Source organism: Streptomyces sp. NPDC057702 (genome assembly GCF_042799315.1).
GTDB lineage: Bacteria > Actinomycetota > Actinomycetes > Streptomycetales > Streptomycetaceae > Streptomyces.
Window position 1 is genome coordinate 261,591 of record NZ_JBHVJC010000001.1, and the last position, 12,318, is coordinate 273,908.

6 protein-coding genes are annotated in these 12,318 nt (G+C 75.8%); 3 read left to right on the top strand and 3 right to left on the bottom strand.

The window, feature by feature from the left end; genetic code table 11:
* Positions 1–1,841: 1,841 nt before the first annotated feature.
* Positions 1,842–4,763 (top strand): DUF2690 domain-containing protein, encoded by a 2,922-nt coding sequence (locus tag ACFVFR_RS00985; protein ID WP_383696594.1) that lies wholly within the window; start codon positions 1,842–1,844, stop codon positions 4,761–4,763.
* 1,162 nt (positions 4,764–5,925) lie between these two features.
* Here ACFVFR_RS00985 and ACFVFR_RS00990 read toward each other — a convergent pair.
* The gene (locus ACFVFR_RS00990; protein WP_383696596.1) at positions 5,926–7,509 is read right to left on the bottom strand and encodes an MFS transporter; all 1,584 of its coding nucleotides are present in this window, start codon (positions 7,507–7,509) and stop codon (positions 5,926–5,928) included.
* A gap of 127 nt (positions 7,510–7,636) precedes the next feature.
* On the opposite strand from ACFVFR_RS00990, the gene ACFVFR_RS00995 reads away from it, so the two are divergent.
* Both ACFVFR_RS00995 and ACFVFR_RS01000 read left to right on the top strand, forming a co-directional pair.
* Positions 7,637–8,209, top strand: a complete 573-nt coding sequence (locus tag ACFVFR_RS00995; protein ID WP_383696599.1) for a winged helix-turn-helix transcriptional regulator — start codon at positions 7,637–7,639, stop codon at positions 8,207–8,209.
* Between the two features lie 350 nt (positions 8,210–8,559).
* Positions 8,560–9,549 (top strand): malate dehydrogenase, encoded by a 990-nt coding sequence (locus ACFVFR_RS01000; RefSeq protein WP_383696600.1) that lies wholly within the window; start codon positions 8,560–8,562, stop codon positions 9,547–9,549.
* Positions 9,550–9,888: 339 nt separating this feature from the next.
* Here ACFVFR_RS01000 and ACFVFR_RS01005 read toward each other — a convergent pair whose 3' ends face one another.
* Together ACFVFR_RS01005 and ACFVFR_RS01010 are read right to left on the bottom strand one after the other, a co-directional pair.
* Positions 9,889–11,124 carry a metallophosphoesterase gene (locus ACFVFR_RS01005; protein WP_383696602.1) on the bottom strand — a complete coding sequence of 412 codons (1,236 nt, stop codon included), beginning with the start codon at positions 11,122–11,124 and terminating at the stop codon, positions 9,889–9,891.
* 303 nt (positions 11,125–11,427) lie between these two features.
* Positions 11,428–12,237, bottom strand: a complete 810-nt coding sequence (locus tag ACFVFR_RS01010) for a hypothetical protein (RefSeq protein ID WP_383696604.1) — start codon at positions 12,235–12,237, stop codon at positions 11,428–11,430.
* Positions 12,238–12,318: the final 81 nt, after the last annotated feature.

Here is a 12,318-nt window from a genome sequence, read left to right on the forward strand (position 1 = left end):
CAACTCCCCGGCCCCGTCCCCCCCCCCCCCCCCCCCCGGCCCCCCGGCCCGGGCCGGGGGCCCCAACCCCCGGGCGGCTCGCCCCCCCCCCCCGTGGGAGGACGAGCCGCCGTTCTTCGCGCCGGACCGCTGGTTCCGGTGCGTCAGAAGTGACGGCCACTGTCGCGCGGTATGGCAGTGTCGCGCTGGTGTCGTGGTATCACGCTGGTGTCGCACTGGAGCGCGGATTGTTTCCGGCCCGTGTTTCGAACTGCGTACGAGCATCGCCGCGCGGGACGGTACGGATCAAGCGCGGGGTGCGCCCTGTGGCGCGGAAGTAACTGTTCCGGTACGGCGTCGCAGTTACGCAACGGGACGGCTGCGAATCGGGGCGTACCTGGACGGGGCCGGCTCGACGGCAACGGCCCGAGGCGGGGCGCCGTGCGCGGCGGCCGGCGCGGGGTCGTGCGGGTGGAGGTCGTGGGTGTGACGCCGCGCGGGGCGGGCGGTGGGTGCGCCTCGGGTACGCGGTGTGCCGGGCGTCGCGGCCGGAGTGGGCCCCTCGCGTGCGGCCCCGGTGGGCCGCCTCGCGCGCTGGGTAGCGCCCGCCCCCGCCGGCCGTTCCGTTCCCCGGCCCGAGCCCGGGGCCTGACACGGCGTGGCGCGGCGGGGCCTGGGTCGGCGACGCGCGGCGGCCACCCGGTGGCGCTCGCCACCTCGTGCGCGATGTCGACCACGGCACGGCCGTCGGTCGCCCCGCGCACCGCGTCCCGTGACGTCCACTCCTCCCGGACCCGTGCCGTGCGCGCACTGCCGCGCGACGCGTCCGCCAGCCCCGTTCCCCGTCCCCGGCCGGTCAGCCGTCCCCGGCCGGTGGCGTCGGACGTGGTGAGCACCACCCGTACGATCCTGTCCCGCGCGGCCCACGGCCCGCTGGAACACGCCCTCCCTCTCGGCCAGCACGCTCACCGTGCGCGTGGAGATCAGGCGGCGCTACCCGAGTTCGGCGCGGTGCGACCCCAACGCCGTCAGATCGCGCTCGGCGATCCTCCTCGCGGTGCGGGCCCTCCTCCGGAGCCGGATGGGCCTGCCCCATGACGTCGCCCGCGATCACCCGGTGCGCGACCGCCGCCGCCCTCGGGCGCGCCGAGACCGCCCACCCCACGGTCGTCTTCCCGCCACCCGTCAGTCCCCCGATGAGCAGCACCTCCGCCCGGTCCATCACCACACCACGCCCCCGAGGGGGCGCACCGCGCGGCTCCCGCGCGTACGGACCGACCGCCAGGCCCCGGACAAGGGGACGAGGCGGCGGGGTGGGCACGCGGCGGGGTGGCCCGGCGCGGCGGCTGCGCTCGCGGGCGCGCGCCCCGTCGCGGGGCGCCTGACGGCGAAACCCGACAGCGGTCGGCTGACCGGGGGCGAGAGGGGGCGGCTGTCGGGACGCGAGCGGGGGTGCGGGGGCGTGCGGACGACGGTCGGTGCGTGCCGTGGGGCGTGGGCAGGGCACGAGCGGCGATGGTACGTCCGGCACGGGTACGCCGTGGGGGGCGAGCCCGTTGCCCACGGGGGGCTTTCGCGGGTGCGGGTGCCGGTGCGGGTGTGGGGTCGGTGGTGGAGCCGTGGCTCCCGGGCGGCCTGGGGCGGGTGGCGGGGGGCGACGAGGGGAGGGCGTGGCGGGCGTTGGCGGGTCGGGGGGAGGTGCCGCGATGCGTCCCGTATGCGGGAACTGTCATCCTTGGGTACAGCCTGGGCTCGCGAGGACGTACGGTCGGTGGGATCGCCGACGAGGTCGCGGGCACCGACGCTCGCGGGGGTCGGGCGTGCGGTACGGGCCGAGGAACGAAGTGGGGGGACGGGGCAGGATGCCTCGCTGGAGAGAGCTTCCGCAGGAACTGGACCCGCGCGTGCGGGAGTTCACCGAGCGGTTGCGCGAGATCATCGAGGACGCCGGGCTGAGCGCGGCCACGGTCGCCGAGACCACCGGCCACGGCCGGGCCGAGTGGGGGCGCTACCTGAGCGGTGGGGCGTTGCCGCCGCGCGCCGCCGTGAGCGCGCTGGCCAAGGCGACCGGCGCCGACCCGCGGACGCTGGCCGCACTGCGCGAACAGGCGGAGTACGCGCTACGCGACGAGGAGCCACGGCACGACCGCGCGGCGACGCCGCCCCGTGGCGCGACCGTGGGCGCCGCCCGGCAGGCGGCCACCCGACGCGCGGGCGTCCGCGCGAGTGCGGGCGCGCGTTCGGGCCCGGGGCGGGGCGGGGACACGACGGCGGATACGGCGACGCCGGGTGAGCCCGGTCCCGTGACCGGTGACGGGCCGTCCGCGCCCACGGAGCGGCGTACGCCGGCGGCCGGCGCGGACCGGCGTGCCGCGCCGCGCACCTGGCCGGTGCTCGACCGGGAACGCGCGCTGGGCAACGGCGGCCCGACGGCCGGCCCGACCCACCGCCCGGCCCCGCGCGCCGCCGCGCGGGAACGTGCCGGTACGAGCTGGCGGGCCAGGGCGGCGGAGCGGCCCGACGAGACGCCCACCCCCGGCGCCCGGCCCGCCCCAGGCCAACGTCCCCACCCGGCGCCGGAGGAGGCGCCCCACCCGTCGACGCCCGCCCGCCTGACATTCCGCAAGGCGACCGACCAGACGACGCCCCCGCCCCCCGAGATGGCCCCGGCCGTGCGGCACCACGCGAGGGACACGCACACGCACGCCGCGAACGCGGCGGCACCGGACGGCCCGTCCGGCGCGGACACACGCCGCGACGGGGACGCCCCTTCCGGTGGCGCCACCTCACCCGTCGGGGACAGCCCGTCCCCTCGCGAAACCGTGGCCCGCGCGGGCAGCCCGTACGACGCGGCCGGCGCGGCCGGCGCGGGCGCTCTACGCGACGCGGGCCGCCCGGCTGGTGACGGCGCTTCACATGAAGGGGGCCGTCCGGCTGGTCAGGAGGCTTCGCTGGACGCGGGCGCTCTGGCCGACGGGAGTGGTGAGCCCGATGTGGGTGCTGCACGCGACAGGGGCTGGCCGGCTGGTGGCGGGGCTTCGCCGGGCGCGGGAGCTCCAGCGGGTGAGAGCGGAGAGCGCGGAGCGGCTGACGCCTCCGGTGCGGGAGCTCTGGCCGACGGCGCCGGTGGGCCCGATGTGGCTGCTTCGCGCGTCGGAGGCCGTCCGGCTGGTGAGGGTGCTTCGCTGGGCTCGGGCCGCCAGGCCGGCGTAAGCGCTCCGCGCGACGCGGGCCGCCCGTCCGACGTGGGTGCTCTGGCCGACAGCGGCGGTGAGCCCGATACGGGTGCGCCGTCCGACGGGGACGATGCGCCCGTCGCGGGCGGACTGTCGCGTGGGGGTGGCGCGGCCGGTGTGGTCGCGCGGTCTGAGGAGGGCGACCCGGTTGGTGAGGGAGCTCCGCCCGGTGCGGGCGCTTCGGCCCACGGGGACGGTGAGACCCGGGGGGAGGTTCCGCTTGACGTCGACCACCCGGGGGACGAGGACACCTCGTCCGACGGGGGCGACAGGGGGCACACCGCCGCCAAGGGCGCGCCGGAGAGTGCTGGGGGACGGGACGGCGTGGCCGGTGTCGCCGCGACGGATGACGCGGCGCGGGCCCGAGCCTGGGGCGAAGCCGTGGCCGGGGACGCGGCAGACGACATAGCCGTGGACGGTGCCCCGGCCGAGCGCGCCACCGCGACCGGTGACGCCGCGCAGGCGGACGTGGCGGAGCCCGAGGCGGCGCGACCGGAGGACCCGGCCGGTACGGGAGACGCGTGTGAGGCGCGGGGCGCGCCGGGGGCGGATGACGTACCCGTGACGCGCGGCGGGGCGCGGGAGTCGGGCGCCGCGGCGCGGGCGCGCGGCGGAGTCCGGGCGGGCGACGCGGCGGCGCGAGGGTTCTTCGACATGGACGAGGAGCCGGTGGACGCCGTGCCTCGCGCGCCGCGCCTGGCCTGGCCTCGGGCCCTCGCGACACCACCGCCGAGCACGGCCGCGACGCTCGGCCCGCGAGCCGGGACCCCGGCCGCGCCACAGGCCGCCTCCGGCACGCGCCCGGCGCGCCAGCCGTGGCCGTACGGGCCGAGCGTGCGCCCGGCGCCCGCGCAGGGCCCGGCGAACGCCGACCCGGCCGACCCACCGCCGGTACGGCCGGCGCCCGAGCCCCCGGGCCCCGGAGCGGTCGCCGACACCGACGTGGACGCTGGTGCTGGTACCCGTGCTGGCGTGGAGTCCGCCGACCAGGTCGGGGCGGACCTGCCGCGCGGGCCGGCCGCCGGTGGCGAACCCGTACCGCCCGGCACGCGGTGGCATCGGCTGGGGATGTTCGCGGCGGGCGTGGTGGGCACCCTGCTCGTGGTCGCGGCCGTGGTGCTGATCTTCGATGTCCGTTTCGGGGAGGGTGAGTCCAGGCGGGCCGAGCCGGTGGCGACGCCCAGTGTGGACCTGCCCGAGGGGGTCCGGTGCACCGGCGCGGCCTGCGGCGGCAAGGACCCGGAGGCGATGGGATGCGGCGGCGAACACGCGAGGACCGCCGCCGACGCCGTGGTCGGCGGGGTGTACGTGGAGGTCCGCTACAGCGAGGTCTGCGGCGCGGCCTGGGCCCGGATCGCGCGGGCGGGTGTCGGCGACGAGGTCCGGGTACGCGGCGACGCCAAGGGCGCGCAGGGCGGCCAGGAACGCGACGCGAAGGCGGACGCGGCCGGCGACGGGTACACCGCCATGGTGCCCGTACGATCCGCCGCCCAGGCCACGGCATGCGTCACGCGTACGACAGGCGAGGCCGGCTGCACCAGTTCGTGACGGCACACCCGCCACGAACGCCTCGCCGCACGGATCGCATCCGCGAGAGCCGTGTCCGTACGGCCCGCTTCCGTACGGCCCGCTTCCGTACGGACCGCCCGACGGGGGGCCGCCTCCGCGCGGGCCGCCTCCGGCCGCGTGGGCCCGACCGCCGGGCCCCGGGGGACGTGGGCGGTGGCTGGCCCGAGCGCGCCGTACGACCAGCCCGCCCGAGCGAACGGGCCCGGCGCGCCCGGCCCACCGGACGCGGGAACGCGCGGCGACGCTGGCCGCGCGGGCGCGGGAGGGGGGCCCGACGCGGGGTGCGGACGCGCGGTTACCGCACGCGACGCGGGCGCGGGCGCGCGCGTGGAGCGGATCGGGTCGCCGACGCGGGCGCGACAGGGCGGTGGGTGCGGGCCGGGACGGGTCGCGGACGCGGCGGTCCGGTGGGCGCGTCGGGTGCGCGCGGGCTTCGGGCGCGCGGTGTTCGCCCGCGTGGCACCCCGAGTGGGCGTGCCGGCGAGGCGGGGCGGGCACGCGCGGCGAGTTGGCGTAGGCGTCGAACGCGGGACGGGTTGGTAGGCGGCCGGTTGCGCGAGGCGCTGGGAGTGACGCCGCGTGGAGGCCGGGACGGGGGCGGCGGGGGCGGTGCGTATCGGTACCCGGTCGGGCCGGGCACGGGGCGGTGTGGAGGCCGTGGTGTCGGTGGTCGGGCGGTGCGGCGGGGTCACGGCGTCGGGGAGACGGGACAGGTGGGCGTGTGGGCGGGGTGGACGCTGGGCTGACCGACTTTGACGGTGAGTCACACTGGGTGACCTAATTTGCCCTGTTCTGTTGGTGAGCTGCGGAGGGCGAGTGACCGTTCGGTGATGGTGCGTATCGCGGGGGCATGCGCACGCCAATGCTGGGCAAGCGACTACTAACCCCCCACGGGTACGGCAAGGCCGCAGGCGGTCGTCCGCGTTTCCTCCTGAGCGCGGACGGCCGCCGCTGGCCGTCCGGCCCGTACGGGCTGACGCCGCGCCAGCCGCCCGCGACGCGAGGCCCGCCCGCCTCCGGTCCCGATGCCGACGGCCGACCGCTCATCGCCGGCCCGACCCGGCTGGGGCCAGGCCGGTACGCGCGACCCGCCGGCAGCCGAACGCCACGGCCCCCGCCCCAGAGCTCCCCCCGGGGCGCCTCACTCGCTGTGGGGCTCCGACGCGCCAGCGCATCCCGGCCCGTGCCCCGCCACTCCCTCCGGCCCGACCTCGCCGTTCGGTCGGGCCCCGCCGCGCGCGGGGCCCCCGCCCTCGCGGACGGCCTCCCGTCGGTCGCACCCCGCACCGGGAGTCCCGCCGCGCGCGACGGGAGCGGTGGGCGGCGCGTGGCGGGTGGGGATGGGCGCGCGGTCCCGGCACAGGGCGACGAGGGCCGCGCCGGCCAGGGTGAGGGTGCCGGCGACGGCGGCGGCCCGACTCATGCCCGTACCGACGTCGCCCGTGTCGCTCCCGCCGTGTGACGGGAGCGCGAGGACGGCGGCGACCAGGGCGACGCCGATCGACGAACCCAGGTAACGCGCCGTGTTGTTGGCCGCCGAACCCACCGCCACCCGGTGCGCCGGAACGCTGTGCACCGCGAGCCCGGCCAACGCCGCGTTGACCACCCCGCTGCCCAGCCCCGCCAGCGCGAGCCCCGGCACCAGGCGCCACCACGAGGACTGCTCCCCGACTCCCACCAGCGCCCACTCGCCCACCCCGCACAACACGAGCCCCGCCACCACCTGCTGCCGGCCCCCGACCCGCCCCGCCAACCGCCGGGCCTGCGGCGCCGCCAGGAACGAGAGTCCGGACCAGATCGCCAGCAGCAGGGCGCTGTGCGGCGGACTCAGCCCCAGTACCCGCTGCGCCAGCACCGGTACGTAGGTCATCAGCCCGATCACCCCGACGCCGGTCACCAGAGCGCCGACCGTCGCCGCGCGGAAGGCCGGGCGGCGTAACAGCGTCGGGTCCAGGACGGGTTCCGGCGCGCGCCGCTCCGCCCAGGCGAAGGCGACCAGCAGCGCCAGCGCGCCGCACAGCAGGGCCACCACGCGCGGCTGCCCCCAGCCGGCGCGCCCCTCGGTGAGGGCCGCGACCAGCAGGGCGATGCCCGCGCCGAGCGTCAGGACGCCGGCCGTGTCGAAGCGTCGCCGCTCCGTCGCGCGTGACTCCCGCAGCGCCGCCAGGCCCCAGCCGGTGACCAGCGCGGCGGCGCCGGCGATGACCACGTACGCGGTGCGCCACGGGGCGACCTCGCCCAGCAGCGCGGTGAACACCGGGCCCACGGCGATGCCCCCGCCCACCATGGCGCCCCACAGGCCGGTGGCCCTGGCGCGTGCCGGGCCAGGCGCGTAGGCGTGGCCCAACAGCCCCAGGCTCGACGCGAGCAGCGCGGCGCTCGCGGCGCCCTGCGCCAGCCGGCCCGCGACGAAGACGCCCGTGGTGGGCGCGGCGGCGCACAGCGCGGAGGCCGCCGCCAACGCCACGCCGCCGCACGCGAAGACCCGCTTGCGGCCGTGGCCGTCGGCGAGCGCGCCGGCCGCCATCAGGCACGCCGCGAGGCCGACGCTGATGCCGCCGAGCATCCAGGTCTGCCCGGTGGGCCCGGCCCCCAGGCTCGCGCTGAGCGCGCGCACGGTCGACATGGGCGCCGTGAAGTTGATCAGGACGAGCAGCGTGGCCGCGCAGGAGACGGCCAGTGTGGTGTGGGCGGCGCCGTGGTGCCGGCCCGTTTCGGGTCCCATCGTCTGCCCCCGGTTCGATGCGTGCGGGTGGGTACGGCGCGGGGTGGCGCCGTGCGGCGGACTGTAGCAATGAAAGTTCAATGAACGAACCATGGGGTTCAATGAATGAACTGCTACCGTGACGGGCATGGGACTGGGGCGGAACTACACGGGGCAGGACTGTTCGCTGGCCCGCGCGCTGGAGGTGGTCGGCGAGCGCTGGACGCTGCTGGTCCTGCGGGACTGCTTCTACGGCGTGCGGCGCTTCGCCGACTTCCGCGCCCACCTGGACATCCCGCGCGCCGTGCTCGCCGACCGACTCAAGGCCCTCACCGCCCTCGGTGTCCTCGCCCGCCACCCGCACCCCACCGGCGTGGAGGTCGACTACGTCCTGACCGAACGCGGCGTCGACCTGTGGCCCACGGTGTTCACGCTGGCCCAGTGGGGCGAACGCTGGCTCGCCCCACAGGGCGCCCGCCGCTCCTTCGCGCACGCGACGTGCGGCACCGACATCGTCGCCACCGGCTGGTGCCCCACCTGCGAGACCCAGCCGCCCCCCGCCGACCTGCTCATCCGCCAGGGCCCCGGCGCCGATCCGACGCTGCGCGCCGACCGCGTCAGCGCGGCCCTGCGCAAGGGCCCCCACCGGCTGCTGACCGAACTCTTCCCACCCCCGTCAGCCCCGTCGACCGCCACCCCCGAGCCCGCCGCCGGCGCGTGACACGGAGCGCGCGAGGTGTGCCCGGGAGCCGGGCCCCCGTCGGGTACGCGCGGGGCCGCGCCCGCCGTCGCGCCATCGGCCCGGTACGCCGCCGGCCGGCGCGACCGGGACCCCGTACGCCATCGGCCGCCGGGCCGGCGCGGTGGCCCGGCTGGCCCGGGCGGTGGCAAGCCGGCCAGGGCGTACCGGTATCGCGTGGGCTGGCGCTGCGCGCCCGGTGAGGTGGGACACACCGGGCCGCGGAGTGGGCGTTCGCCGCGTCGGATAGCCTGACGCCGCGTCTCTCGATACCAAGAGACCTCGGAAAATGGGCAGGGACACCCACCGCTAGCTCGCAGCAGGAGATCGCCATGACCCGCACTCCCGTCAATGTCACCGTTACCGGCGCGGCCGGCCAGATCGGCTACGCGCTGCTTTTCCGCATCGCCTCCGGCCACCTCCTCGGCGCGGACGTGCCGGTCAAGCTCCGCCTCCTGGAGATCCCGCAGGGCCTCAAGGCCGCCGAGGGCACCGCCATGGAGCTGGACGACAGCGCGTTCCCGCTGCTGCGTGGCATCGACATCTCCGATGACCCGAACGTGGCCTTCGACGGCGCCAACGTCGCCCTGCTCGTGGGTGCCCGCCCGCGGACCAAGGGCATGGAGCGTGGCGACCTGCTGGAGGCCAACGGCGGCATCTTCAAGCCGCAGGGCGCCGCCATCAACGCGCACGCCGCGGACGACATCAAGGTCCTGGTCGTGGGCAACCCGGCCAACACCAACGCGCTCATCGCGCAGGCCGCCGCGCCGGACGTGCCCCGCGAGCGCTTCACCGCGATGACCCGCCTGGACCACAACCGCGCCATCTCGCAGCTCGCGCAGAAGACCGGCGCGCCGGTCAGCGAGATCCGCAAGCTCACGATCTGGGGCAACCACTCCGCCACCCAGTACCCGGACATCTTCCACGCCGAGGTCGCGGGCAAGAACGCCGCCGAGGTCGTGAACGACGAGCAGTGGCTGGCGGACACCTTCATCCCCACCGTCGCCAAGCGCGGCGCCGCGATCATCGAGGCCCGTGGCGCGTCCTCGGCCGCCTCGGCCGCCAACGCCGCCATCGACCACGTCCACACCTGGGTCAACGGCACCGCCGAGGGCGACTGGACCTCCATGGGCATCCCCTCGGACGGCTCCTACGGCGTGCCGGAGGGCCTCATCTCCTCCTTCCCGGTCACCACGCAGGACGGCACGTACACGATCGTCCAGGGTCTGGAGATCAACGAGTTCTCGCGCACCCGCATCGACGCCTCCGTCAAGGAGCTCGCCGAGGAGCGCGAGGCCGTACGCGGCCTGGGCCTGCTCTAAGCACCCCACGGCGCCCGGCCCCGCGCGGCCCCACCACCGGGCCGCCCACGGGCCCACCGCGACAGGCGCCGATCGCCCGGGTACGGGCGCGATACGACAAGGCCGTTCCCCTGGCAGCACGCCGGGGAACGGCCTTTTGTCGTACGAACGGGCAGTTATCCACAGGGCCCGCACCCCCTTTGTCCACAGCCCCCCACACCCACGCCTCCCACCCCCTAGCGTGGAACCAGTCCACGGACAGCCGCCCCCGGACCCACCGGTCCGAGGCTGTCCGCCGTGCTCACGACGAGCCGGCACGCCCGCGCCGGGCGTGCCTCCGCCGTCGGGGCGGGCGTGGTCTCAGGAGTGCGCGCGAAGCGCCGAAGTGGAGGTGTAGCGATGGGCGCGAGTGGCGGTGGCGGTCGCCACGTCCACGGTGTACGCGTCGACGGTCAGCCTGCCCGCCGACACCTTCATCACCATGAAGCCGTGCTGGCCGAAGTCCTGCCAGCGCGCGGGGTGATCGCCGTGTGCCTTGCCGTCGCCCTTCTTGCCCGCCGTGCCACACACGATCTGCCGCGTACCGCGCGAACGCTTGGTGGGCTCCAGGATCTGCTGGGTGTGATCGTGCCCGGACAGGATCAGATCGGCCTGACCGCACACCACCTCCTCGTACAACTCCTTGAGGTGCACGCCGCTGGTGTAGTGACCGATGGTGAAGCCGTCATAGGAGCCCGCGCTGCCGTGCTTGCCGTTGTTGAGATACGGGTGGTGCCCGATGACGATCTTCCAGGTGGCCCGGGAGGACCGCAGCGCCGAGTCCAACCAGCGACGCTGTTCGCGCATGTACGGCCCGTTCCAGCGGAAATACGGATCGAGCTGCGCCACGGTCGACGCCACCGGGTTGGTGTCCAGCGCGAAGAACTCCACCACCGGTGCGCTCTTCCCACGGCCGGCCGGCAGCGCCGTCGAGTAGTAGCGCGCGGGCATGTGCCAGCGTCGCGAGGTCGTCGCGTAGGCCACCTCACGGTCGCCGCGCGAGGGGTCGCCGCCACTGCCGGGTATCAGCCCGGAGCAGTCGTGGTTGCCGAGCACCATCAGCCACGGCACGTCGATGCCCGTGTTGGGCTTCTCGAACTTGGTCTGGAACTCGCTGTCGTGGGCCGACTCGGGCCCGTTCTCGTAGATGTTGTCGCCCAACCCGATGGCCAGCCCGACCCGTTCGGTGCGACACACCTTCCTGGCGGCCTCGGCGACGGCGTACTGCGCCGCGTTACCGGTACCGGCGTCCCCGGTCACCAGCACCGCGTACGAACCTCCGGGCCCCGGCCTGGTGGGAAGGGGGAACGTGTCGACCGGGGCGCCACTCGCGGCCCGAGCGGCCTGCGCCGCCTGCGCGGCCTGCGGCAACAGGGCGAACGCGGCGGCCCCGGCCATCGCACCGCCCAGCACGGTACGGCGGCCCACGCCCGAGCCGCCCGCACCGGCCACGGGCTCCGCGACGGGCCGGCCCGTCGTGACGATGCCGTCGTCGAGGTCGAGCCACTGCCGCTCGGTCAGGTCGGGCCGCGGCGGGGTGTATTCGTCATCGCACATGCCAAGTTTCTCGCAGGTAACTTCGGCTCGGCGCTGGAGAGACGGTGAACGCGAGGTGAAGGTCTGCGGTCCGTGACGAAGGGCGAGAGGCGGGGGAGGGGTGGGGTGGGGGAGGGGGAGGGGCCCCACCCCCGGCGTACCCCACCACCCCCACCACCCCACCCCACCACGTACCGCCTCCGCCCCATCACGTACCGCCCCACCGCAGGCCGCCCCCGCCCCGCCGCGTGTGGCGGTTCGCTGGGGGGCGACTCGCTGGGCGGTGGGGCGGGGGCGGTGGAGCGGGTGAGGCGGGGGGTGGGGCTACAGGCCGAGCTGCTGCTCCAGCTTGGCGATGTCGATGACCTCGTTGGCGGGCGGCGGGGTGGTGCTGACGGGCTTGTCGTAGTCGCTCAGTTCGACGGTGCCGGGCTCGCTGCCGCCCTTGATGACGATCTTCAGGGGGTAGGGGGTGCCGGTGGCCGCGACGTACATCGTCTCCTGGCCGCCGTCCTCGCCGGGGCCGGTGAGGGGGATGACGAGTTGGTCACCGAGCTTGGTGAGGGTGCCCTTGGTGAGCTGGTCCTTCGTCTTGCCGTCGGACTCCATGGCGGTCTGCATCGCCGCGAGGTTGCACATGTCGGCGTTGGCCTTGAGCATCTCGTCGTCGGTGGTGCCGTGGATGTAGCGGTCCTTGAAGAGTTCGGCCGCCGCGGCGCCGTCCTTCTCGCCGGCGACGTCGGGCTGCGTCCAGAACTGCTGGTTGGGCTTCATCCAGACCTTGGTGCCGGACTTGATCAGCTCGGAGCTGGCGCCGCCGCCGTCGCCGATGGTGCCGTTGCAGTTGCCCTGCTTGTCGAGAGCCATGTCGATCTTCATCGACTCCGCGCCGACGCCCTGGTTCATCTTCATGCGCAGCGATGTGGCGCCGAGCAGGGCGTTCTTGGCCTTGTCGGAGATCTGCTGTGCGGTCAGACCGCTGAGTTCGCTCGTGGGCTCCTGCGACGCCTTGGGGACGGTCGCGCCCGCGTCGGCCTTGTCCTTGTCACCCTTGCTCTCGCTGCCGCAGCCCGTCAGGCCCAGCACCGCGACCACACACGCCGTCGCGGTCAGCACGCCGTACTTCCTCGTCATGGCGAGATTCCTCCCCCTCAGTTCCCTGGCAGAGGGTGAATTTATCAGCTCTTTACTCAGTAAAGCTCGGCAAAGGTCATT

Coding starts and splice junctions, on each gene's coding strand:
- ACFVFR_RS00985 (WP_383696594.1), top strand. CDS start 1,842: ATGCCTCGCTGGAGAGAGCTTCCGCAGGAACTGGACCCGCGCGTGCGG.
- ACFVFR_RS00990 (WP_383696596.1), bottom strand. CDS start 7,509: ATGGGACCCGAAACGGGCCGGCACCACGGCGCCGCCCACACCACACTG.
- ACFVFR_RS00995 (WP_383696599.1), top strand. CDS start 7,637: ATGGGACTGGGGCGGAACTACACGGGGCAGGACTGTTCGCTGGCCCGC.
- ACFVFR_RS01000 (WP_383696600.1), top strand. CDS start 8,560: ATGACCCGCACTCCCGTCAATGTCACCGTTACCGGCGCGGCCGGCCAG.
- ACFVFR_RS01005 (WP_383696602.1), bottom strand. CDS start 11,124: ATGTGCGATGACGAATACACCCCGCCGCGGCCCGACCTGACCGAGCGG.
- ACFVFR_RS01010 (WP_383696604.1), bottom strand. CDS start 12,237: ATGACGAGGAAGTACGGCGTGCTGACCGCGACGGCGTGTGTGGTCGCG.